This window comes from Burkholderia sp. b14 (assembly GCF_900156195.1).
In the GTDB taxonomy this organism is placed as follows: Bacteria; Pseudomonadota; Gammaproteobacteria; order Burkholderiales; family Burkholderiaceae; genus Mycetohabitans.
Genome location: NZ_FTPJ01000003.1, coordinates 1,478,192 through 1,499,556 on the forward strand (window position 1 = coordinate 1,478,192; position 21,365 = coordinate 1,499,556).

A 21,365-nucleotide genomic window follows, 5' to 3' on the forward strand; every position below is an offset into this window, starting at 1 on the left:
AGGTCCGCGTCAGCATCGCCGCGCACCGCCCCTACCCGCTCTGACGGCAGAGTGGCTACCGCTCGATGCAGTTTAATACCGCTCGACGCCGCTCAAATACTACTCAATACAGCGCCAATACTGCTCGATACGGCTGAAGTTCATGGCTGACGTTCAATGGCGGGAACCGGATATAAAAAACCCGCTTCGCGACGGGTCAAACGCTGTGCCACTTCTCGCTATTGCGCGATTGGCCCGCCACGGCGTGCCTGCTGCCCGCCGGGCACGCCACAGGTTCATTCGACATGCTCGCCGTGAAGCACCACATCCAGTCCCTCACGTTCTTCCTCCTCGGTCACGCGCAGGCCGATGACCGCGTCGATGATCTTAAGCAGGACGAACGACACGAGGCCGCTGTAGATCAGCGTGGTGACCACGCCCTTAAGCTGCAGGATCACGCTGCCGTCGGCGCCGCCGATATCCTTAAGCGCGAACACGCCGGTGAGAACCGCACCAATGATTCCGCCAACGCCGTGTACGCCGAATGCATCGAGCGAATCGTCATAGCCAAGCTTGTTCTTGAGCCATGTCGCCGACAGAAAGCACAGCACGCCGGCCACGATGCCGATGCTCAGCGCGCCCGATACGCCGACGAAGCCGGATGCGGGTGTCACCGCGACCAGACCTGCCACCGCACCGGATGCAATGCCCAACACGGACGGCTTGCCTTTGCCAATCCATTCCGTGAACATCCACGCGAGCGCCGCGGCGGCCGTGGCGACCTGCGTGGTTACCATCGCGAAACCGGCGCGACCGTCGGCGGCGAGCGCCGAGCCCGCGTTGAAGCCAAACCAGCCCACCCACAACATCGCCGTACCGACCAGCGTCAGCACTAGATTGTGCGGCGCCATCGCCTCGCGGCCGTAGCCGACGCGCTTGCCCAACACCAGCGCGCAGACCAACCCGGCAATACCTGCGTTGATATGCACAACCGTGCCGCCGGCAAAGTCAAGGATGCCTGCTGCGGAGAGCCAGCCGGTCGGCTCCCACACCATATGCGCAATCGGCGGGTACACCAAGATCGACCACAGGGCCATGAACACCAGCATCGCCGAAAATTTCATCCGGTCCGCGAACGCACCACAGATCAATGCCGGCGTGATGATCGCAAAAGTCATCTGGTAGGTCATGTAGACTGATTCGGGGATCGTCGGGGCCAGATGACTCACTGTCAGCGTGACGCCCTTGTCACCCTTGACAAAGCTCATGCCCGACAGCAGCACGCGTGAGAACCCGCCGATGAACGCGTTACCGGGCGTGAAGGCCAAGCTGTAGCCGAGCACCACCCAGATGATCGTCACCAGACAGGTGATCGCAAAGCTCTGCATTAGGGTCGCCAGTACGTTTTTCTTGCGCACCATACCACCGTAGAACAACGCGAGCCCTGGGATCGTCATGAACAGCACGAGTGCCGTGGAGATCAGCATCCATGCGGTGTCGCCAGAGTTGATCTTTGATGCGTCAAGCACCACCGGTGCCGTCGGTACGGCAGGCGCGCTGGCCGCCTGTTCGGCGCTGGCGCCCATGGCTGGCGCAGCACTCGGCGCTTCAGCCTCGGCCGCCACCGGGGTCGGGGCCGGCCCCGCACTGGCGGCATGGGCCGTATCCGTCGCGCTCGACTCGGGCGCGGACGCTGCAACGGCACCCGGCGCGCCGTCGGCCAACGCCGGCGCCGAGAGCCCGATGCCAGCCGCCAACAGCAATACGACTATCAGGAACGTCCTCAAAATCTTACGCATAGTGATTTCTCTTGTTCCTTGCCCTTCATTCGAATTCGTTTGCAGACGCTGCGCGGCCCCGACACTTTGCGTCAAAGCGCGTCGGCACCCGTCTCCCCAGTACGAATGCGGATCACCTGCTCGATCGGCGTGACAAAAATCTTGCCGTCGCCGATCTTGCCGGTACGCGCCGCACACTCGATCACCTCGATCGCCTGCTCGACGACGTCCTCGGCCACGGCGGCCTCGATCTTGACTTTAGGCAGAAAGTCAACGACATACTCGGCGCCGCGATACAGCTCGGTATGCCCCTTTTGGCGACCAAAGCCCTTGACCTCGGTCACCGTCATGCCCGAGACGCCGATCGCCGACAGTGCCTCACGTGCTTCATCCAGCTTGAACGGCTTGATGATTGCGGTAATGAGTTTCATGGAATCCTCTTGGTGGCTGACCTCTTGCGCTGGGGCCACTTAAAGCAATGATCATGCCGTATGCTGCGCCCACGGACTGCAAGTGGTTTGAAAGTGTCAACGTGGTACATCGCGGACACTGCGCCCAGCAGGGCTCGACCGGATGGTCAACGCCGCACTCACCGTGACAACGCGGCGTGTCGGACGTGCTAGAGTCTTTCCATCGGCTGCGCGACCGGGATGGCACGCAGCCAAACCGCCCGCGGTGAGCTGCGCCAAAAACAGGCGTCTGGTCGATTTTGCACCAAAATCGTGCATTTGTGCGACAAAACGCGCCGTGCATCACATCGCGCCGCGATGGCGGCAATCAGAGGTAATGCACGGGCTTTATGCCACTTTTAGATTGAGGAATAGTGATGAAACAGCCAAACGACGTGTTCAACGATTTGCAGACCCGCTTCAGCGAAATGCTGAAAAACTCGCCGGCGAAGGATGTCGAGCGCAACGTCAAGGCGATGCTGTCGCAAGGCTTCTCCAAACTGGACCTGGTCACGCGCGAGGAATTCGACACCCAGGCCCAGGTGCTAGCCCGCACCCGGCTCAGGCTCGAGGAACTGGAGCGGCGTGTGGCCGAGCTCGAGCAGAGGCTGTCCGCGCGCGTGGACAGCGTGTAGGCGCGCAAGCTCCGGGACATTCCGATCGGCGGCGACATGCCGCAAGGAAGAGCCATGTCGCTAGCCGTGGTCCGCAGCCGCGCGCCGTTGCACGCGCTCGCGCCCGAAGTCACTGTCGAAGTCCATTTGGCGAACGGCCTGCCGTCGTTTGCGATCGTCGGGCTGCCTGACCTGGAAGTGCGTGAGAGCCGGGAGCGGGTGCGGGCCGCATTGGCCCATTGCGGTTTCGACGTGCCCGTGCGGCGAATCACCGTCAATCTGGCCCCGGCGGACTTACCGAAGGAATCCGGGCGCTTCGATTTGCCGATCGCACTGGGCATCCTGGCCGCGAGCGGGCAATTGCCGTGCAATGCACTGACCGGCCGCGAATTCGCCGGCGAATTATCGCTCAGCGGCACGCTGCGGCCGGTCCGGGGTGCGTTCGCGATGGCGTGCGGCACCGCGAGACAGGCTGGGCCCGACGCGGCGTACCCGGAACTGTACGTGCCGTTGGACAATGCGGCGGAAGCCGCGCTGGCGCCAGGCGTGGCCGTGTACGGAGCTGCCGACCTGGCCACGCTCGTCGCGCATCTGAAAGGCGAGCCCGAGGCTCGCATCGAGCGCGCGCAGCCGAGCGGCGTCGCCCTACCCGCACAACCCGCACCGGATATGGCCGATGTGATCGGCCAACCTGCCGCGCGCCGGGCGCTGGAGATCGCTGCCGCCGGCTCGCATCACATGTTGATGGTGGGACCGCCCGGCGCCGGCAAGTCGATGCTGGCGCAACGTCTGCCGGGCATACTGCCACCGATGTCGGACGACGACGCGCTGGCCTGTGCAATGCTGCGGTCCGCCAGCGGCCGTGGCTTCACGGCGGCAGACTGGCGGCGCCGTCCGTTTCGCGCGCCGCATCATAGTGCGAGCGCCGCCGCGCTGGTCGGCGGCTACAACCCGCCACGGCCCGGCGAAATCACACTAGCGCACCTGGGCGTACTGTTCCTCGATGAGCTGCCCGAGTTCAGCCGCGCGGTGCTGGAGACCCTTCGCGAGCCGCTCGAAACGGGCAAGATCACGATTTCTCGGGCAGCTGCGCAAACCGACTTTCCCGCCGCATGTCAACTGGTTGCCGCGATGAACCCGTGCCCTTGCGGCTTGCGCGGCGATCCGCTAGGACGGTGCCGATGCACGCCCGATCAGATCGCCCGCTATGTCGGCAGGCTGTCTGGACCACTGCTCGATCGGATCGACATCGTCATCGACGTGCCTTCGCTGTCGGCCGCCGAGCTTGCCCGCCGCACCGGCGCGCGCGGCGAAGCGAGCCACGTGATCGCGGCGCGTGTGCGGCGCGCGCGCGAACGTCAATTGGCACGCCAGCATAAGGCCAATTGCGCGTTGAATGCTGAGGACCTCAACCGCTGGTGCCCACTCGATCCGCGCAGCGAAGCGTTACTGCAAATCTGCGGCGAGCGCCTGGGGTGGTCGGGGCGTGCCTTCGACAAGGTGCGCCGCGTTGCGCGCACCATCGCCGACCTTGATCTGAGCGATGACGTACTCGCTGTCCACGTCGGCGAGGCGGTGCAATACCGGCGCGCGTCGATCACGGTCTGATCCTGGCCGCGACTCACAACCGCACGCCGGTCGCATGCGAGCACATAGCCCGCCCGGGCGCACCAGCATGTGAGAATTCAGCCCGAAAGCCAACCTTCGGGAGAAAACAACCCTTGACTTATGCACACCTGTTTTGATAGCGGCACCGCTTCTGGGCCGAATCCGGCAGATCTCCGACGGTTTACCGCAACTCCATGAAAATAAAAGAAATGCATGAACTGCCTGACATCACATTACCCCCTCTACACGTGACGTCACAGCGTGCTCCCGAGCCGCGACCCGGGTACTTTTCAACAAAGTTATCCACAGCGTATGTGGACAGCTTTAAAAACCAATAAGAATCGTGTGGTTAGTGTCCATAGCTCATTTGAAAAATGAACATGGGTGCGCAGCGCAACCACAAGGTTGCTCCAGATATTGAAAAAATAGAGCCTCAATCCGCCTTCAACGACGCAAAAAACTGTTCCAACTGCACTGGGTCGAGCTCACGCCTGGACACGACCGCAGCCTGGTACACGTGTCGATCACGCGCAACAAACTGCGCGTGGATCACGCGCTGCTCCTGTGTTTGCATATGGGCTACCGGACCGGCCACATCCATCGCGATGCGCGTTTCACCCCCGGCGTCATGGCTGCCCGGACTCCGGACCACGTACAACATGGGCTGCGCCCCGACGTTGCGCGCCAGACCGTTTTGCAGGTACGTGAGCACTTGTGCACGAAGCGCGGGATCGTCGGCGGGAAGCGTCACGACCCCAACGGCGAACATCGCGTCGCCGACCGTCGCCGTTTGCATTTGCATCTTCAGCGTGTGCCCGGCGATTGTAAGCACTCGCTCGTCAAGCAACGGCTTGGCCGGCAGCATCACCGTATAGTGGCCCTCGTCGTTGCGCACCGTGCGCCAGTCAAATTGTGGCGAACAGGCGACTATCAGCAGAGAAATAACCCATATCATCCAGCATAAACGTCGGTTTAACGTTGGACCGGCCCCCGTCGCGCAGCCACGGCTGGAGATCGACGCGGCATAACGCAAAAAAAACGACAATTATCGCCGACGCGCCAATCAGGCCACAGCGGGCACGCACGCCTCACGGGTACCGCGAATCAGCGATAGAATGTCGGCTATCGTTGTTATGCTATCCAGCGACGCCACCGGCGTTGTGTCAGCCGAAAATACGCCGATGAGCCAGCCCGCCACTTCCCGCCCATCCCGTTCATGGATCGCAACCGCGCTTGTCGTCATCGCGCTGGCCGTCGGTGCGTATTTCGCTTTTAGTACGCACAAGCAGGCACCCGTAGCGAGCTTCACGCTGCTGTCCGGTCAGAAGCTGACCACCGAGGACCTGAAGGGCAAGGTCTATCTAGTCAGCTTCTGGGCGACCAGTTGCGACACGTGCGTGAAGGAAATGCCGCAGATGGTCGACACGTACAACCGGTTCAAGGGCAAGGGTCTCGAATTCGTTGCCGTCGCGATGCAATACGATCCGCCGATGTACGTGACCAACTATGCGCAAACGCGGCAACTGCCGTTCAAGGTGGCGATGGATGATGGTTCCGCCGCTAAACAGTTTGGCAACGTCCAGTTGACACCGACCACGTTCGTGATCGGCCGCGACGGCCAGATCCTGAAACGTTATGTCGGTCCGCCGCAATTCGCAGAACTCGACCAGTTGCTGGAAAAAGCGCTGGCAGCCTGACGATAGGCCTGCGCAGGCAACCTGGTGGACCGGCCCCCTCTCTCGGTTCGCGACGACGCCCGCGCGTCACCCGGCGATGGCGCCCGCTGCTTCAGCCCGCGACGACACCCGCGCCCTGCGCCTGTACGTCCGCGTGATAGCTAGAGCGCACCATTGCGCCGACGGCCGCGTGCGTGAAACCCATCGCATAGGCTTCTCGCTCGTACATCTTGAAGGTGTCCGGATGCACGTAGGCGCGCACCGGCAGATGGTGCTCCGAGGGTTGCAGGTACTGGCCGATCGTCAGCATGTCGACATCGTGCGCCCGCAAGTCGCGCATGACCTGTAAGATCTCCTCCTCGGTTTCGCCGAGCCCGACCATCAACCCCGACTTGGTCGCGACGTCCGGATGCAGCGCCTTGAAGTCCTTCAACAGCTTCAATGAGTGTGCGTAGTCGGAACCTGGACGCGCTTCTTTGTATAGTCGTGGCACGGTTTCGAGATTGTGGTTCATCACGTCCGGCGGCGCTGCGTTGAGAATGGTCAGCGCGCGGTCCAACCGGCCTCGGAAGTCCGGCGTCAGGATCTCGACCCGGGTTTGCGGTGACAGCTCCCGCACCTGCCGGATACACTCAACAAAATGCCCGGCGCCGCCATCGCGCAAGTCGTCGCGGTCCACGCTGGTGATCACGACGTAGCGCAGCTTGAGCGCGGCGATGGTACGTGCCAGGTTCACCGGCTCGTCGACATCCAGCGGATCCGGTCGCCCATGCCCAACGTCGCAGAATGGGCAACGGCGCGTGCACTTGTCGCCCATGATCATGAACGTCGCCGTCCCCTTGCCGAAGCATTCGCCGATATTCGGGCAACTGGCTTCTTCGCAAACCGTGTGCAGGTTGTGCTCGCGCAGGATTTGTTTGATCTCATAAAAGCGGGAGTTGCCGGTCGCGGCCTTCACGCGGATCCAATCCGGCTTCTTCAGCTTGTCGATCGGCACGACCTTGATCGGGATCCGCGAAGTCTTAGCCTGAGCCTTCTGCTTCGCGCTCGGATCGTAGGTGGCGGAAGAAGCGTGCGCCGCAGATGCGGCGAGGGTGGCGAATGGGTCGGGAACAGCAGTCGTCATGTCGAAATCCAGTGCAGTGGCGGCCGCATCCTGCTCAGCCAACCACGGGGTTGCCCCTTTCGCGTGCTGCATCGGGCGATGCGGCGACGGCAACCGGCGGCAGGTTGCCGGTCAGCTGCTCGGCGAGTGTTCTTGCCACGTCGTGCCAGTGCGCCGACACGCCGAGCGAAGCCATGTCGATCGTTTCGAGACCGACGTAGCCACATGGGTTGATGTCGCGGAACGGCTGCAAATCCATCCGCACGTTAAGGCTCACGCCATGATACGAACAGCCATTGCGGATTTTCAGGCCAAGCGCTGCAATCTTCGTACCGGCATGGCGATGCGTAGATCCGGCGGCGACATAGATGCCTGGTGCGCCGATCCGGCGCTCACCGACTAGATTATACGCTGCCAGCGTGTCAATCACCGCCTGCTCGATGCGCGTCACCAGGTCACGAACCCATAGCCGGCGCCGCCGTAGGTCGACCAGCAGGTACGCGACGACTTGGCCCGGCCCGTGGTAGGTGATCTGCCCGCCGCGATCGACCTGGACCAGCGCGATACCGTTATGCGCGGCCAGCAGATGGGCCGGATCGCCGGCTTGGCCCAGCGTGTAGACCGGCGGGTGTTCAACCAGCCAGATTTCATCCGTAGTGAGCGGCGTGCGTGCGGCGGTGAACGCGCGCATCGCGTCGAAGCTCGCTTCGTAGGGCTCGAGGCCACGCCAGCACACGACGACATCGTTGGACATCGCCGCCAATGCGACAAGCTCGGTGTTAAATTCAAATGACGGCGCGGGCATGATCCCGTCAGTTTACCGAAAAGCGAGTCCGCCCGCCCGTACCCGCGACAATCAGACTAACAGCCATCCGGTATGCCAGCTGAACCGGCTGGCGGACAGCCGTCGCGACCACCATGACGCAACGCGTTGAGCATAGTGAGGGCGCAGAGCCACGGTCACCCGCGCCGTGCGCGTGCCTTCTGTGCCGAGCCACATCAACTCGCCAGGCCGCAGCGACAGCGATTCGCCTGAGGCCACCCAATAGTCGTGCTCGTCCGCGCTGCGGGTGATCCAAACGCGCTCGCCTTCGATGGTGAGCGCCACGCCCCGGCTCACGCGCAATGGCACGGTCTGCCCGGGTTGAACCTCGAACGTGATGCTTGAATAAAGGGGTTTCATCGTACGCTCCTGCCCACGCCCCGGATGCACCAGGATAACTAGAATCGTAGCGATGGCCAGCCCCGGCGCAAAGCGATGTTTTTTCGCCGGCTTGTGAGCATAATTAACAAGCACGGCCAGCGCCGCGACGCCCGCCACCTATCGAAGAGGAACCGCCATGGACCTGCGCCAATTGCCCAATCTAGGCACGTTGAAGGCTTTCGAAGCCGCAGCCCGGCTCGAGAGCTTTTCGCGCGCCGCGCAGGAACTGTTCGTGACGCACAGCGCGATCAGCCATCAGATCCGTGCGCTGGAGGCCGAACTCGGCATGCCGCTGTTCAAGCGTGATGGCAAGCGGGTCGCGTTGACCGACTGCGGGCGCCGCTATGCGGCCCAGGTGCGCGCCGCCCTGTTCGACATTGCCGCGGCCACCGATGCGGTTCGCGCCGGTGACCGACAACGCCGGCTCGTGATCAGCGTGCTGCCGCCGTTTGCCGCACGCTGGATGACGCCGCGGATCGGACGCTTTATCGAGCGGCACCCGGAAATCGACGTCGAGCTGCTGTCCACCAACGCGATCACGCACTTCAACCGGGACGATGTTGACGTTGCGCTGCGTTTTGGCGGCGGCAACTATCCGGGGTTGTTCGTCGAGCCGTTGCTCGACGAGGTGTTTTTCCCCGTATGCACGCCCGACTTCAACGGCGGCCGGCTGCCGAAAACGCCGGCCGACCTGTCCGGCCTGACGTTGCTGCGCAACGACGACGAGATGTGGGGTCCATGGTTTCAGGCGGCGGGTCTGAGCGGCTGGAGCGAGCCGCGGCGCGGGGTGCTATACCAGGACTCGTCGATGCTGCTGCAAGCCGCGCTGGAGGGACAGGGCATTGCGCTGGTGCGCCGCTCGCTGGCGATGCAAGAGGTGATCAACGGTCGGCTCGTGCGGCTATTCGACATAGACGGCCCCAGCCCGGGGACGTACTGGTTCGTCTGTCCAGCACCGCTGCTGGAGACACGCCGGGTCACGGTGTTACGCGAATGGCTGCACGAGGAAGCCGGGCGCTTTCGCGCCCTGTACGCGCAATGCCCGAGCGGCGTACCCTTGTCCGCGGCCGCCGCGTAAGTGCTACATCAGCGCACATCGGCGCCACACAACGCGTTACGGGTGCAGCCGCGCGATGGCGGCACTAGCCACCGCGTTGCATCGCGACGGCGCGCCACGCACGACGATTATCCGCGCACGACGCTCGCCCAGTTGTCATAGCACGACCTTCACCATCGGGTGCCCGGTCAGCGCCCGGTAAAGGTCATCGAGTTGTGTACGGCTGGTCGCACGCACAGTCACCGTAAGGCCGACGTAGTTGCCGCCGTTGGACGGCCGACTCTGGACCCGGCTGTCGTCGAACTCGGCATCGAATTGCCGAATCACCTCAACGATGACTTGCTGGAACTGCGGGTGCGCCTTGCCCATCACCTTGATCGGGAAGTCGCACGGAAACTGCAGCAGTGATTCGCTGGATGAGTTCATGACAGTGTTCCTTCAATCCTCGGTTTCATGCATACGACGCACCCGCGCGGGGCGCGCCGGCCTCGGCGGCCGATCGCCTAATCCTCGGCTTACTTCTTGGCCAGCGTCAGCAGCGCCGAATCCCACAAGCGCCCGAAGATGCCGGCCTGCGGCACGGCTTGCAGCGCCACGGCCGGGAACTGCGTCAGTACCTTGCCATCGGCGACGACCTTCACCGTGCCCACCACCTGCCCGTCGGCGATCGGGCCGACCAGCGGACCATGGCGCTCGAGCACCGGCTTGATCTTGTCGCTCACCCCCCTCGGAACCGTGATGTACTGGTCGCTTTTGACGCCGACCGGCACCGCGTCCTGCTGGCCCTTGTACACGCGCGGCGAATCGATGACCTGATTGGCCTTGTACAGGCGCAGCGTGTCATACGCCGCGTAGCCGTAGTTCAGCATCTTCAGGCTGTCCTGCGTGCGATCGTGCTCCTTAGGCTCGCCCATCATCACGCTCACCAGCCGGCGCGACGCGTCCGGCACCCCCGGCAGCGGCCGTTTCGCGCTGGCGATCAGGCAAAAGCCGGCCGCCTTCGTATGGCCGGTCTTAACCCCGTCCACGGTCGGGTCGATCCACAGCAGACGGTTGCGGTTCGGCTGCTTGATCTTGTTGTACGTGAAATCCTTGACTGCAAAGATCGGATAATACTCAGGATAGTCTCGAATCAGGTGCGCTGACAGTACGGCCAGGTCGGCCGCGCTCGTGTAGTGCTGGGGATTTGGCATGCCATTTACGTCGGCGTAATGCGTGTTCTTCATGCCCAGCTTCTGCGCCGCCTCGTTCATCATCTGCACGAAGTGCGCTTCGCTGCCGCCAACAAGTTCGGCCAACGCGATCGCCGCGTCGTTGCCCGACTGCACGATCATCCCGTACACCAGGTCGTGCACGGTCACTGGCTTGTTCGCCTCGATGAACATGCGCGACTCTTCCGCGCGCACGCGACGCACCGCCTCGCTCGGGATCACGGTCTGGTCCATCGAGATCTTCTTGGTCTTCAACGCATCGAACACCAAGTACGCGGTCATCAACTTGGTCAACGAAGCGGGCTCGACCCGCTCGTCGGCATTGGCCGACGCAAGCGTCTGCGCGCTGCTGGCATCGACGAGCACCCACGAGCGCGCATTGACAGCCGGAGGCGGCACTTGCGCGAGCGCGTCGGCGGGAACAATCAGAGCGGAAGCGGCGAGTGCGGCAGGCAGCACGCACGCGAGCGTTGCCGCGCGGGCGACAACGGTCGGGACAAAGGTCAAACGCATAGCAATCGAATCGACGTTAAACGGGGGAGTTCGGGAAGCGGCCCGCTACGGCGGCCCGCGGCGCAAGCCGATTGGACTGGCGAACGAACCAAGCGTTCGTGTCCACGCGGCGAACCAACACCGGCTCGGCACGGGTGATGCGCCCCCCGCCTGTGCAGCGGCAGCGACGCGGCACCCATTATACGCGCCAGCGCTCGGCAATCACTCGCTTCAGGATGTGCAGCTTGCGGTGGAAAAAATGCTCGGCACCCGGGATCACCACGACCGGCAGTTCCTGTGGCCGCGCCCAATCGTACACTGACGCAATCGACACCGTATCGTCGAGTTCGCCGTGAATCACGATGGTGTCGGACGGCACGTCAGCGACCTGCCAACGGCTCGCCGCGGTCCCAACGAATACCATGCGCTCGATCGCGTCACCGCGTTCGCGCAGTCGCTGCGCCACGTGTGACAGCACGAATGTGCCGAACGAGAAACCCGCCAGTACCAGCGGCACACCGGCCAGCCCCGGCAGCATGCGCGCGTGATCGATCACTGCAATCAGGTCATCCTGCTCGCCGCGCCCGTCATCATGCTCGCCTTCGGTGGCACCGACACCGCGGAAGTTCGGTCGCACCGCCACGTAGCCGAGTTGCACCAACGTGCGCGCCAGTGTCTGCGCGACCTTGTTGTCTAACGAGCCGCCGAACAGCGGATGCGGATGTGCAACCAACGCCAGCCCACGTGGCTCGCCCCCCGCGTCGCCACGATCCGGACGATCGATCGCGATCTCGATCTTGCCGACCGGACCATCGATCCGATACTTCTGCGTTTGCGCGTTCATCCGGTCACACTCCGCCGCGCGGCGCGTCGATCAACAGGCGCTCGACGATCCGGCCGCCGACCAGATGCGAATCGATAATCTCGTCAATATCCGCTTCATCAACATAGGTGTACCACGTCGCATCGGGGTACACGACCAGCACAGGACCAAGCTCGCACCGATCCAGGCACCCGGCCTTGTTGATGCGCACCTTGCCCTCACCGGCAAGGCCCAACGCCTTGATACGCCGTTTCGCGTATTCCTGCATCGCTTGCGAACCGCAGTTTGCGCAACTCGGGCGCTCGCCCGGATCGCGCTGGTTCAAGCAGAAGAAAACATGGTGCTGATAAAAAGAAGTCATTGGAAAGCGGTCCCGCCATCGGCATTGAGTCAATTATAACGACGGGGCAACCGGCACGCCGTGCCCCCGTCGCTCAGCGCGCGAGCGCCGGCTGACTGGCCAGCCAGTCAACTAGTTGCGACAGCGCAACGTCGCTGGCCTGCGCGAGGGCGCGCACACCGCCGATCGCATCGGCGGACGGCGCCGGCGCATCAGCGCGGAACGTCGCCTGCATGAACTGTCCGCCCCGCCGCAGCAACGTCGCACGCAACGCGACAACGCCACGGCTCGCGCCGGGCTTGTCGAAGATCTGCTCGAAGTCCAGCAACTCGACCCTCAACACCGGTGCCGACACCGGGTCGCCGGGCGAAACCACCACGCCGCGTGCGCCGAGCAGTGCGCGCAAACGTTGCGTCAGCAACTGTGTCGGCGTCGCGGTCCAGCGGTTCGACGTGTAAGTGCGCAGCTGCTGCGCGTGCGCATAGGCGAGCCGGTAGACGATGCCGTCCGAATCCAAGCCCGCCGGCGCGCCCATGTCAACCAGCTTAAACGGACCGAACGCCGGCGACGCGGCGCCAGCGCGAGATGCCGCCCCGTTCGGGCTCATGGGACCGGGGTACACCGCCATGGCCGGCGCGCCGAGATCGTAGCGATGGGCCACCGGCGACGCGCGGTGTCCGGCCGTGCCACATCCGCCGAACGTGAACGCGCCCAGCAACACCGCAAGCGAACTAATAATACGTAATGACATCGATGATCCTTGTCGAATGGACGCCCACCGTGCAGTGCGGCAACGTGCGCGCGTTAGTGCGGGGAGCCGGACGACCACGAGAAACCCGGCTCGCCGGGCCCGGGCTCGGGCGATGGTGCACCGAACAGTAGTGCGCGCGGATTCGCGTTGATCGCGCCTGCCGCGCTGTTGACCGACCGCATGGCCTGCCTGACGTCGTCGGCCAGCGAATTCACGCGGGGCAACGTCTCGTAGCCGACTCGCGCGGTCAGCTCCTGCATCGATGTATTAAGCTGCGCCAATGCCACACCCGCCTGCTCGGCCGCCTGGCCCACCCGATTCAGATTGGCCGCAACGGGTCCATTAGGGTTGGACAGGCTGGTCGCCAGCATGTTGACCGAACCCATCGTCCGGTTCAGCTCGTCGATCGTACCCGGCAGCTTGCGTGTCACCGGCTCCAGGTGCTGCGTGAGCGCAGCCACACCGCTGGCCGCATCCTGGATACTGCGCGCGGTGGCCAAGTATTGCCGACGGTTCGGTTCGTCGGTCATTTGCTGCAGGTTGACCGCAATCTTCTCCATTTGATTGAGTAAGGCCACGCCATGCCGCTGCAAATCGTCGACCAAGCCAGGCCGCATCGGAATCTGCGCGACGTTCTCGTTGGACGAGCTCAGGGGGTGCGGATCGTCGCCGGTATCATCCAGCTGGATAAAGCCTAACCCAGTCACGCCCTGAAAGCCGAGCGACGCGAAGCTCGAGTTGGTCAACGGCACGCGCTTGTCCACGAGGATGCGGATCACGATCCGGCCGGGGCGGTGCGTGTCGAAGTGAATGTTCTGCACCTTGCCGACCGCCAGTCCGCGATAGCGCACCGCCGCGTCGGCGCGCAGGCCGGTTACATTCGTCGTGGCGACCAAGTCATACGGAACGCGCTCGGTGCGATCCATGCTGAACCACGCGATCGTCAACACGATCGCCGCCAGCAGCACGATCGTAAACAGCCCGGCCCAGAATGCATGTGACTTGTTTTCCATCTCAGCTTCCCTCCACGCCAACGCCCGGTCGACGATGCTCGCCGCGATGCCCACGCCGGGCGGCATGCTCGACTTCGAGCAATGCGTCGTCGGGTATCGGCTCGAGCGCGTCCGCCGGCAGCTTGGCACGGCGCGACGCTGGCAGCGCCTGCAGTGCACGACGGCCGCGCATGCCCAAAAAATACTCGCGGATGAACGGGTGGTCGACGCCGGCAACTTGCTCGAGCGGCGCCGCGACGATCACCTTGCGATCGGCCAGCACCGCCACACGCGTGGACAACGACACCATCGTGTCCAGGTCGTGCGTGACCATCACCACCGTCAGGCCGAGCGCGCGATGCAGCGTCGCAATCAACTCGACGAACTCCTCTGAGGCCTGGGGATCCAGGCCGGCAGTCGGTTCGTCCAGGAACAGCAGTTCCGGCTCCAACGCTAACGCGCGTGCCATGCCCACGCGCTTGACCATCCCGCCGGACAGCGTGGCCGGCATCTTGGTTGCGTGCCGGCCCGAGAGCCCGACCATTTCGAGCTTCAGCATGACGATATCCGACAACAGCGCCGGCGGGATCTTGCCCAGTTCGCGCAATGGCTGTGCGATGTTGTCGAAAACCGTCATCGCGGAAAACAGCGCGCCATGCTGAAACAACATGCCCGAACGGCTGCGTAGCAATCGGGCCGCGTGCTCGCTCATCGTCGCGGTATCCTCGCCGAAGATGCGGATCGTGCCCGAACTTGGCGCCTCGAGCCCGAGAATCTGCCGGATCAGCGTCGTCTTGCCGGAGCCGGAACCACCGACCAGCGATACGATCTCGCCGCGCCGCACCTCCAGGTCCAGGTGCTCGTGGATTACCGTACGGCCATAGCGCTTGGTCAGGTCGGTCACCTCGATAACAGGCTCGGCCACCGGCGGCGCGCCGTGTGCGAGGGCCATCGAGGTCAGCGCGTGCGGTCGGATCATGCACGCCTCACGACAACCCGATCCGTTGGAACATGATTGCGAACACCGCGTCGGCCAGGATCACGACCGTGATCGAAGACACGACCGACGTGGTCGTTCCCTCGCCCAGGCTTTGCGAATTGGGCTTGATGCGCAAGCCGAAGTGGCAACCGACCAGCGCGATCAGCATGCCGAACGCCACGCCCTTGCCCAGGCCGATGTACAAATTCGCCACCGGCACCACGTTCGGCAACGAACGGATGAAGAAGCTCATGTCGATATTGAGCACCAGTTGCGCGGCCAGCATCCCGCCGGTCAGCGCGATCGCGTCGGTCCACATCACGAGCAACGGCATCGCGACACCCAGCGCGATCACCCGCGGAAAAATCAGCCGTAGCCCATGCGAGATCCCCATCACGCGCATTGCGTCCAACTCCTCGGTCACGCGCATCACGCCCAGCTGAGCGGTGATCGCCGAGCCGGAGCGGCCGGCCACGAGAATCGCCGCCAGCACCGGGCCAAGCTCCCGAATAATCGACAGCCCAAGGATGTTGACAATGTAAGCGTTCGCGCCGAACAACCTCAGTTGCTGTGCGGACAAATACGACAGTACGATGCCGATCAGAAATGCAACCAGCGCGGTGATCGGCAGTGCTTGCGCACCGGCCGCGTAGACGTTTGCGGAGATCTCGCGCCACGGGATGCGGCGCGGGTCACGCAGCAGCCTGCCGCCATCCATCACCAGGCCACCGAGCAGTGTGATGCCGTCGCGCAGGTGCCCGGCAAAATCGAACATAGCGAGCCCGAGCCGTGTGATCGGATCGATTGCCGCCGCCGGCTCGGCCGGTTCACGCGTTGCCTCAAGCAGCGTGATCCGGTTGAAGATCTCGCGCTGCGTACTGGTCAAGCTGATGCCGGGCGGCAAGCGCCGTCCCCAAATCTGCCACAGCGCCTGTGCGCCGACATGATCCAGCCTCTGGATTGGCGACAGGTCCCACAGCGTATCGGCCCGGGCCGCCGCGTCGCGCATCGTGCGCAGCTTGGCTGCGATGCCGCCGCGCCGTTGATCCAGCGCCAGCGAGAGCGCGGTCCATTGGCCACCTAGGCGAATCGCCGTACCTGACGGCACGGACCGGTCCTGGCTCGGTTTTACGGCATCGATAGTGAGCAGCGGCGGCGTCTCGAAATCCAAAGCGGGCACGGCAAAGGGTCAACGTAGCGTCATTGTATCGAAAGGCGCAGCACAGCCTCGCTACAATAGCAAGATGTCCAATCCTTCTTCCCTCCAAGATCCGCCCGGCATCCCGGGTGAGACCACCGCCAGCGGCGATCCGCGGCCGGCGGCCCGCCACATCGAACGCGAGCGACTCCTCGAGCTGCTCGACCCATGGCCTTCGCGCTGGGCAATCGAGGTAGTCTACGAGACCGGCTCGACCAACGCGGATCTCGCCGCACGGCTGAAAAAAGCACGCGGCGTGCCGTTCGAGCCAAGCGTGCGCGTTGCCTATTCGCAGACGGCGGGACGAGGGCGGCGCGGCCGGCCGTGGTTGGCCACCCCGGGCAATGCGCTGCTGTTCTCGCTCGGCTACTTGATGCCGCGCGCGCCAGCCCGGCTCGCCGGGCTGAGCCTGGCGCTCGGTGCAATGATCGTGGACGGGCTGCGTACTCTGCCGCTGGATGACAGCGGGAGGCTCTCACTCAAGTGGCCAAACGACATCCTGTTGGACGGCGCAAAGCTAGCCGGCGTGCTCGTGGAAACCGTATGGAGTACGCGCGACGCCACCGCGCTGGTAGTCGGCGTGGGCCTGAACATCAATGGCGCCAACGAGTTGGAGCAGCAGATTGCGTCGTTGCACGAAACGCTTCGCGCCACGCTGCCGACCATGCCTGGTGCACTATCCCGCGCGTGGCCGCATGCTGCGCTCACCCCCGTGCTCGGCGCGGTGCTCAATGCGCTGGCAGTCGGACTGGAGCGCTTCGGCCGGCATGGCTTCGAGCCGTTCCGTGACGCCTGGATCGCCGAGCATGCGTATGCAGGCCAGGAAGTCGTCGTCTTGGAGCAAGGCGACGAGATGGCACGCGGCACCGCATACGGCGTTGACGAACAAGGACAATTGCTGATACGCACGCCACAAGCAATCCGGGCAATCGCCACAGGCGACGTGTCGCTGCGGCTTGCCGCAAGCATCGATGCGCCGGCGCAGCCGGCGCCCGGTTCGTCTACTTGCGGTGCGGGCACGGGCGCACTGCCAACGGCTGCCGTATCCACCGCAGGACTGCGTCCGTCCGGATTGCCCCCCGGCGGCGTGCCCGCGTCCGACGCGCCCGCCCCCGCGCTCCCGGGCGCTGGCAAACCGCCCGCTACCGGATGCGCGCGTGAACAACAGCCGCACAACGACGACGCGTAAGCCGCCATGATCGATTCTGACCTTGCCGGCACGACCGGCCACCGCCTGGTGATCGACGCGGGCAATAGCCGCACCAAATGGGCGCTGGTGCATGCCGATGGCAGTCTGCGGCAACTCGGCGCGTTCTCGCACGAAAACCCGCTAGACGACGCGCAGGGCGACGTCGCCGCACGCGCGGCGGAACTGCAGTGGGACGACTTGCCGACACCAGCCGATATCTGGATCTCCAACGTTGCGGGCCAGCACGTCGCCGCGCGCCTGTCGACGATGCTCGATGCGCGCTGGCCAGGCATCGCACGCACGACCATCGTATCGCGCCGCTCGCAGTGCGGGGTGACAAACGGATATGGCGAGCCGGCACAACTGGGCACCGATCGCTGGGCCGGCATGATCGGGGCACGTGCGGCCTACCCGCGTGAGCATCTGCTGATCGTCACGCTCGGCACCGCGACAACGATCGAAGCGCTGCGCGCTGACGGCATCTTTGTCGGCGGTTTGATTGCACCGGGATGGTCATTGATGATGCGCTCGCTCGGCGAGCATACCTCGCAGTTGCCGACGCTGACGCCGGCGGGCGCACGCTCCGCGCTGGCCGGCAAGCCGGGCCTGACGTTCGGCGCCGACACGCCCGCGTCGCTGTGCGCCGGATGTGCGCTCGCACAAACCGGCTTGATCGAGCATGCTTACTTGACATGGCGTGCTGAACTCGGCGGCGCGTCGGTACGCATGGTGCTTGGCGGCGGCGCCGCCGACGCGTTGGCGCCAGCGCTGACTGTGCCGCACACGCGGCACGATCATTTGATACTGTCTGGGCTCGCGCTGATTGCGCAGGACGAGGTGACGGCGCACAGGCACGGCGCCTGACGCAGCGGCCCCTCTAGAGAAGAAGCACGGAGAATCGCAGATGCTGCGCTGGTTGATTGCAGGATTGCTAGTGGCGAACGTACTCGGATTCGTGACGCTCAGTGGCGCGTTTGGCCCGGCTCCGGCGGCCGGTCCCAGGGAGCCGTTTCGCCGGAGCAGCCAAGTACGTCCGGATGCACTGCGCGCCCAGCCGCTCGACCCGGCACAGCCGCAACCGCAACCGCAACCGCAACCACAGCCACAGCCGGTGATCGGCGGGCCGGGCCAGGATTCGGGGATGGCCGCGTACGCGCTCAGCCCGTGATCAGCGGGAGCGTACGCGCTGCAACAGCTTCGTCGTCGAGCGGTCGTGCTCAAACGGAATCGCTAGTGCGCGGCCGCCCCAGCTGCGCACCCATGCCGATTCCGGCAGCTTGTCCATGTCATAGTCGCCGCCCTTGACCAGAATGTCCGGGCGCAACGCGCGGATCAACTCGATCGGCGTCGGCTCGTCGAACATCACAACGTAATCAACGCTTTCCAGCGCGGCAAGCAACGCCATGCGGTCCGCTTCCACATTGATCGGGCGATCGTCGCCCTTGCCGAGCTGCCGCACCGACGCATCGCTGTTGACGCCGACCACCAGGCACGCGCCCAACGCGCGGGCATCGTCTAGATACGTCACATGCCCTCGATGCAGGATATCGAACACACCATTGGTGAACACGACCGGCGCACCGAGCGAGGCTCGGCACCCGAGCAACGTTTGCCACTCGACGATCTTGCGCTCGAATGAAGCCGGCATGGGCCTACGCCGGCTGCGCTGTGCCGCTCACGTCGGTATCGCGCTGCAGTCGCGCCACCAACTCCTTGCGGTAACGGTTCAATTCCTGCGCCGTCGTGAACGTGCGCTCGAACAGCAGCGACAAATTGTGCAGGATCCGCTCGATCACCTTTTTTTCCCACGTGTCGTCGAATCGGATCTGTTCGTCCAGCCAGCGCTCAAGCCATTCCGGGTCGGGCAGTCGCGATTGCACGGTGTCCCGCGGAAACAACTGTCGGTTCACGTGCAGGTTCGTCGGGTGCAGCGGCTTCTCGGTACGCCGAGCCGACGCCATCAGCACGCCGATTTTCGCGAATGCGGCGCGCGCGGAGTCGCCGGCCGTGGCCAGTGCCTTCTTCATATACCGAAGGTAGGCACCGCCATGCCGCGCCTCGTCGCGTGAAATCGTCTCGTAGATGTGCTTGATTACCGGCTCTGTATGCCACTCGGCCGCACGGCGGTACCAGTGGTTCAACCGGATCTCGCCGCAGAAATGCAGCATCAGCGTTTCCAGCGGCGGCGCCGGGTCGAACGGGAAGCGCACCGCGTGCAACTCCTGCTCGGTCGGCACGAACTCGGGGCGGAAGCGCCGTAGATACTCCATCAATACCAGCGCATGCTTTTGTTCCTCAAAGAACCAGACGCTCATAAACGCGCAGAAGTCGCTGTCGTTATGGTTATCGCGCAGGAACATCTCCGTCGCCGGCAACGCGGACCATTCGGTGATCGCGTTCATCTTAATTGTGTTCGCTTGTTCGTCAGTCAACATCGACCCATCGAACTTGTCCCACGGGATATCCTTTTCCATATCCCAGCGAACCGATTCGAGCGAGCGGTAGAGTTCCGGATAAAGCATGGTGTTCATGGTGCCACCCTATCAACCTGAAAAGCGTAGACTGCGTTGCGCCCGTCATCGATATCGTGCGACGCATGGTTCGACCCGGCAGACGGGCAAACGCAGGATTTTACGTGAGCGCGGCCCGCCCAGGTGCGGAAAAATGCCGCAGCGGGCGACGCCTTCCGAGAGAGAATTCGCGTTGCCACGCAGCGTCTGTTATCCATCGTGTTTGGCTGTTGCGCGGCGCCAATGTGCGGCGTTCCAATTATGATAGCACGCGGTGTTGACGCCACTGCGCGACTGCACTATCGATGTGCGTCATCGACACCAAGTGTTGGATCCCCTGTTGCGCGAGGCGGCGCGGGACGTTGCCGCCGCTGGTCCACAATTGCACTTGCGGCGGCAGCCGAGTCTGCAGCTCGCTGGCCGCGCGCGCCGCAGACTCGGCGTCGGGTGCGGCTGCCATCGATAACACGACCATGTCAACATCGCTAGCGCGCGCCGCGTCGGCGATCTCATCAATCGATACACCAGCACTCATCACCGTGCAACGGCAGCGGGAGAGCACAAACAAGACTTCCATCATCGCCAGTTGCACATCATGCGCCGCGCCCGGGACCGCTGCCAGTAACGCGCAGGGCCGGCCCCGTACGCTATCCGTGAGCAGCCGCACCGCACGTCGGAAAACGTCCTGCAGCACTTGTCCAAGTGCCGGCGCATGCGCGGCGCTCGGCGATCCGCCCGCCGACGCCTGGACTACCCGCGCGCCAAGCGGGATCGCGATTTCGTCGATGAAGCGCTCGATGCCCACGCGCACCAGGCGCCACATCAGTTCGTCGCGCAGCGCCGGCCAACGCTCGGTATCGATCAGTTCGAGCAGCGGCACCAAGTCCACGTGGGGTGACACCGGCGTGCTCTGGCGCACCATCGTACGCAAAACCGACTCAGAATGCAGCAACACGTTGCCCGGACGATGCCCGGCCTCCAGCAACTGCTTCACAAGCCGCAGCTTGCGGACCTGCTCGGCCGGATACAGGCGTTCGCCACCCGTGTTGCGCAGCGGCCGAGGAAAACCGTATCGGCGCTCCCAGACGCGCAACGTATCCTTCGTCAAACCAATTTCATGGGCAAGGGCACCAATGCCGACCGGCGATAGTGACGGCTCGGGCACGCCAGTATCGTCATTGTGCATCCGGCCACTCGCGCCGTCGCCATGCGCCGGCCCCCAATCTGCTGCCTCTGCCGTTTGCCCATCGGCGGAAATGTGCTTGGCCATAGGTGTCGTGAAGCTTCGCCAATGCGGCGCGCCCCTTATTGTTCAAACGTGGCCGCCAATCCTAACCCTAATTCACGCTTTTGGGGACAGAAGAAAGCGGTTTGTAACCGACAAATTCGCAGCTATACGCGGACAAATCC

23 protein-coding genes and 1 pseudogene are annotated in these 21,365 nt (G+C 64.0%); 7 read left to right on the top strand and 17 right to left on the bottom strand.

Annotated elements, in window-relative coordinates; translation table 11 throughout:
- Positions 1-275: 275 nt before the first annotated feature.
- Both B0B13_RS11255 and B0B13_RS11260 read right to left on the bottom strand, forming a co-directional pair.
- Positions 276-1,778 carry an ammonium transporter gene (locus B0B13_RS11255; RefSeq protein ID WP_076796417.1) on the bottom strand — a complete coding sequence of 501 codons (1,503 nt, stop codon included), beginning with the start codon at positions 1,776-1,778 and terminating at the stop codon, positions 276-278.
- Between the two features lie 71 nt (positions 1,779-1,849).
- Entirely contained in the window at positions 1,850-2,188 is a 339-nt protein-coding gene (locus B0B13_RS11260; protein WP_076786004.1) for a P-II family nitrogen regulator, read from the bottom strand.
- A gap of 395 nt (positions 2,189-2,583) precedes the next feature.
- Between B0B13_RS11260 and B0B13_RS11265 the strand changes: the two genes are divergently transcribed.
- Positions 2,584-2,841 carry an accessory factor UbiK family protein gene (locus B0B13_RS11265; protein WP_076786003.1) on the top strand — a complete coding sequence of 86 codons (258 nt, stop codon included), beginning with the start codon at positions 2,584-2,586 and terminating at the stop codon, positions 2,839-2,841.
- A gap of 54 nt (positions 2,842-2,895) precedes the next feature.
- Positions 2,896-4,428 (top strand): YifB family Mg chelatase-like AAA ATPase, encoded by a 1,533-nt coding sequence (locus B0B13_RS11270; RefSeq protein WP_076786002.1) that lies wholly within the window; start codon positions 2,896-2,898, stop codon positions 4,426-4,428.
- Between the two features lie 433 nt (positions 4,429-4,861).
- Here the strand turns inward: B0B13_RS11270 and B0B13_RS11275 are convergent, their stop codons facing one another.
- A complete protein-coding gene (locus tag B0B13_RS11275; RefSeq protein ID WP_083703715.1) occupies positions 4,862-5,383 on the bottom strand; it encodes a hypothetical protein in 522 nt (173 codons plus the stop codon).
- 226 nt (positions 5,384-5,609) lie between these two features.
- On the opposite strand from B0B13_RS11275, the gene B0B13_RS11280 reads away from it, so the two are divergent.
- Positions 5,610-6,125, top strand: coding sequence for a TlpA disulfide reductase family protein (locus B0B13_RS11280; RefSeq protein ID WP_076797287.1), 516 nt, complete (start codon positions 5,610-5,612; stop codon positions 6,123-6,125).
- Between the two features lie 91 nt (positions 6,126-6,216).
- Here the strand turns inward: B0B13_RS11280 and lipA are convergent, their stop codons facing one another.
- The 3 genes from lipA to B0B13_RS11295 form a co-directional block, all read right to left on the bottom strand.
- Positions 6,217-7,230 carry a lipoyl synthase gene (lipA, locus tag B0B13_RS11285; RefSeq protein ID WP_076797289.1) on the bottom strand — a complete coding sequence of 338 codons (1,014 nt, stop codon included), beginning with the start codon at positions 7,228-7,230 and terminating at the stop codon, positions 6,217-6,219.
- A 34-nt stretch (positions 7,231-7,264) separates the two neighbouring features.
- Complete coding sequence (lipB, locus tag B0B13_RS11290; RefSeq protein ID WP_076797290.1) at positions 7,265-7,963, bottom strand: lipoyl(octanoyl) transferase LipB; 699 nt, start codon at positions 7,961-7,963, stop codon at positions 7,265-7,267.
- Between the two features lie 102 nt (positions 7,964-8,065).
- Positions 8,066-8,392: a DUF2917 domain-containing protein gene (locus B0B13_RS11295; RefSeq protein WP_076797291.1), complete on the bottom strand. Its 327-nt coding sequence runs from the start codon at positions 8,390-8,392 to the stop codon at positions 8,066-8,068.
- Between the two features lie 157 nt (positions 8,393-8,549).
- Here B0B13_RS11295 and B0B13_RS11300 point away from each other — a divergent pair, with 157 nt between their 5' ends.
- Positions 8,550-9,491 (top strand): transcriptional regulator GcvA, encoded by a 942-nt coding sequence (locus tag B0B13_RS11300; protein WP_076796419.1) that lies wholly within the window; start codon positions 8,550-8,552, stop codon positions 9,489-9,491.
- 135 nt (positions 9,492-9,626) lie between these two features.
- On the opposite strand, the gene B0B13_RS11305 is transcribed toward B0B13_RS11300, so the two are convergent.
- From B0B13_RS11305 to B0B13_RS11340, 8 genes are all read right to left on the bottom strand, one after another.
- On the bottom strand, positions 9,627-9,896 hold the full coding sequence (locus B0B13_RS11305) for a DUF493 family protein (protein WP_076786000.1): 270 nt from the start codon (positions 9,894-9,896) through the stop codon (positions 9,627-9,629).
- Between the two features lie 89 nt (positions 9,897-9,985).
- Entirely contained in the window at positions 9,986-11,194 is a 1,209-nt protein-coding gene (locus tag B0B13_RS11310) for a D-alanyl-D-alanine carboxypeptidase family protein (protein WP_076796422.1), read from the bottom strand.
- A gap of 178 nt (positions 11,195-11,372) precedes the next feature.
- The gene (locus tag B0B13_RS11315) at positions 11,373-12,017 is read right to left on the bottom strand and encodes an alpha/beta hydrolase (protein WP_076785998.1); all 645 of its coding nucleotides are present in this window, start codon (positions 12,015-12,017) and stop codon (positions 11,373-11,375) included.
- Positions 12,018-12,021: 4 nt separating this feature from the next.
- A complete protein-coding gene (locus tag B0B13_RS11320) occupies positions 12,022-12,357 on the bottom strand; it encodes a (2Fe-2S) ferredoxin domain-containing protein (protein ID WP_076785997.1) in 336 nt (111 codons plus the stop codon).
- Between the two features lie 73 nt (positions 12,358-12,430).
- Positions 12,431-13,087: an ABC-type transport auxiliary lipoprotein family protein gene (locus tag B0B13_RS11325; protein ID WP_076796425.1), complete on the bottom strand. Its 657-nt coding sequence runs from the start codon at positions 13,085-13,087 to the stop codon at positions 12,431-12,433.
- Between the two features lie 53 nt (positions 13,088-13,140).
- A complete protein-coding gene (locus B0B13_RS11330) occupies positions 13,141-14,100 on the bottom strand; it encodes an MlaD family protein (RefSeq protein ID WP_076797292.1) in 960 nt (319 codons plus the stop codon).
- A 1-nt stretch (position 14,101) separates the two neighbouring features.
- Complete coding sequence (locus tag B0B13_RS11335; RefSeq protein ID WP_076785995.1) at positions 14,102-15,058, bottom strand: ABC transporter ATP-binding protein; 957 nt, start codon at positions 15,056-15,058, stop codon at positions 14,102-14,104.
- A 7-nt stretch (positions 15,059-15,065) separates the two neighbouring features.
- A complete protein-coding gene (locus B0B13_RS11340; RefSeq protein ID WP_076796428.1) occupies positions 15,066-16,229 on the bottom strand; it encodes an MlaE family ABC transporter permease in 1,164 nt (387 codons plus the stop codon).
- 73 nt (positions 16,230-16,302) lie between these two features.
- Between B0B13_RS11340 and B0B13_RS11345 the strand changes: the two are divergent.
- The 3 genes and pseudogenes from B0B13_RS11345 to B0B13_RS11355 form a co-directional block, all read left to right on the top strand.
- Positions 16,303-17,217, top strand: a pseudogene (locus tag B0B13_RS11345) (biotin--[acetyl-CoA-carboxylase] ligase); the annotation flags it as partial.
- Between the two features lie 234 nt (positions 17,218-17,451).
- Positions 17,452-18,309 carry a type III pantothenate kinase gene (locus B0B13_RS11350; protein WP_076796431.1) on the top strand — a complete coding sequence of 286 codons (858 nt, stop codon included), beginning with the start codon at positions 17,452-17,454 and terminating at the stop codon, positions 18,307-18,309.
- 40 nt (positions 18,310-18,349) lie between these two features.
- A complete protein-coding gene (locus B0B13_RS11355; RefSeq protein ID WP_076796433.1) occupies positions 18,350-18,613 on the top strand; it encodes a hypothetical protein in 264 nt (87 codons plus the stop codon).
- On the opposite strand, the gene rfaE2 is transcribed toward B0B13_RS11355, so the two are convergent.
- From rfaE2 to B0B13_RS11370, 3 genes are all read right to left on the bottom strand, one after another.
- Positions 18,614-19,093 carry a D-glycero-beta-D-manno-heptose 1-phosphate adenylyltransferase gene (gene rfaE2 / locus B0B13_RS11360; protein WP_076796436.1) on the bottom strand — a complete coding sequence of 160 codons (480 nt, stop codon included), beginning with the start codon at positions 19,091-19,093 and terminating at the stop codon, positions 18,614-18,616.
- Positions 19,094-19,097: 4 nt separating this feature from the next.
- Entirely contained in the window at positions 19,098-19,976 is an 879-nt protein-coding gene (locus tag B0B13_RS11365) for a ferritin family protein (protein WP_076785990.1), read from the bottom strand.
- A gap of 238 nt (positions 19,977-20,214) precedes the next feature.
- Positions 20,215-21,225 (bottom strand): MerR family transcriptional regulator, encoded by a 1,011-nt coding sequence (locus B0B13_RS11370; RefSeq protein ID WP_083703719.1) that lies wholly within the window; start codon positions 21,223-21,225, stop codon positions 20,215-20,217.
- Between the last annotated feature and the right edge of the window lie 140 nt (positions 21,226-21,365).

What these genes read in the sequence shown, in the direction of transcription:
- B0B13_RS11335 (WP_076785995.1), bottom strand. Translation starts at nt 15,058, where the DNA reads ATGATCCGACCGCACGCGCTGACCTCGATGGCCCTCGCACACGGCGCG.
- lipB (WP_076797290.1), bottom strand. Translation starts at nt 7,963, where the DNA reads ATGTCCAACGATGTCGTCGTGTGCTGGCGTGGCCTCGAGCCCTACGAA.
- B0B13_RS11260 (WP_076786004.1), bottom strand. Translation starts at nt 2,188, where the DNA reads ATGAAACTCATTACCGCAATCATCAAGCCGTTCAAGCTGGATGAAGCA.
- lipA (WP_076797289.1), bottom strand. Translation starts at nt 7,230, where the DNA reads ATGACGACTGCTGTTCCCGACCCATTCGCCACCCTCGCCGCATCTGCG.
- B0B13_RS11310 (WP_076796422.1), bottom strand. Translation starts at nt 11,194, where the DNA reads ATGCGTTTGACCTTTGTCCCGACCGTTGTCGCCCGCGCGGCAACGCTC.
- B0B13_RS11305 (WP_076786000.1), bottom strand. Translation starts at nt 9,896, where the DNA reads ATGAACTCATCCAGCGAATCACTGCTGCAGTTTCCGTGCGACTTCCCG.
- B0B13_RS11365 (WP_076785990.1), bottom strand. Translation starts at nt 19,976, where the DNA reads ATGAACACCATGCTTTATCCGGAACTCTACCGCTCGCTCGAATCGGTT.
- B0B13_RS11350 (WP_076796431.1), top strand. Translation starts at nt 17,452, where the DNA reads ATGATCGATTCTGACCTTGCCGGCACGACCGGCCACCGCCTGGTGATC.
- B0B13_RS11280 (WP_076797287.1), top strand. Translation starts at nt 5,610, where the DNA reads ATGAGCCAGCCCGCCACTTCCCGCCCATCCCGTTCATGGATCGCAACC.
- B0B13_RS11320 (WP_076785997.1), bottom strand. Translation starts at nt 12,357, where the DNA reads ATGACTTCTTTTTATCAGCACCATGTTTTCTTCTGCTTGAACCAGCGC.
- B0B13_RS11265 (WP_076786003.1), top strand. Translation starts at nt 2,584, where the DNA reads ATGAAACAGCCAAACGACGTGTTCAACGATTTGCAGACCCGCTTCAGC.
- B0B13_RS11325 (WP_076796425.1), bottom strand. Translation starts at nt 13,087, where the DNA reads ATGTCATTACGTATTATTAGTTCGCTTGCGGTGTTGCTGGGCGCGTTC.
- B0B13_RS11300 (WP_076796419.1), top strand. Translation starts at nt 8,550, where the DNA reads ATGGACCTGCGCCAATTGCCCAATCTAGGCACGTTGAAGGCTTTCGAA.
- B0B13_RS11255 (WP_076796417.1), bottom strand. Translation starts at nt 1,778, where the DNA reads ATGCGTAAGATTTTGAGGACGTTCCTGATAGTCGTATTGCTGTTGGCG.
- B0B13_RS11370 (WP_083703719.1), bottom strand. Translation starts at nt 21,225, where the DNA reads ATGGCCAAGCACATTTCCGCCGATGGGCAAACGGCAGAGGCAGCAGAT.
- B0B13_RS11295 (WP_076797291.1), bottom strand. Translation starts at nt 8,392, where the DNA reads ATGAAACCCCTTTATTCAAGCATCACGTTCGAGGTTCAACCCGGGCAG.
- B0B13_RS11315 (WP_076785998.1), bottom strand. Translation starts at nt 12,017, where the DNA reads ATGAACGCGCAAACGCAGAAGTATCGGATCGATGGTCCGGTCGGCAAG.
- B0B13_RS11355 (WP_076796433.1), top strand. Translation starts at nt 18,350, where the DNA reads ATGCTGCGCTGGTTGATTGCAGGATTGCTAGTGGCGAACGTACTCGGA.
- B0B13_RS11275 (WP_083703715.1), bottom strand. Translation starts at nt 5,383, where the DNA reads ATGATATGGGTTATTTCTCTGCTGATAGTCGCCTGTTCGCCACAATTT.
- rfaE2 (WP_076796436.1), bottom strand. Translation starts at nt 19,093, where the DNA reads ATGCCGGCTTCATTCGAGCGCAAGATCGTCGAGTGGCAAACGTTGCTC.
- B0B13_RS11330 (WP_076797292.1), bottom strand. Translation starts at nt 14,100, where the DNA reads ATGGAAAACAAGTCACATGCATTCTGGGCCGGGCTGTTTACGATCGTG.
- B0B13_RS11270 (WP_076786002.1), top strand. Translation starts at nt 2,896, where the DNA reads ATGTCGCTAGCCGTGGTCCGCAGCCGCGCGCCGTTGCACGCGCTCGCG.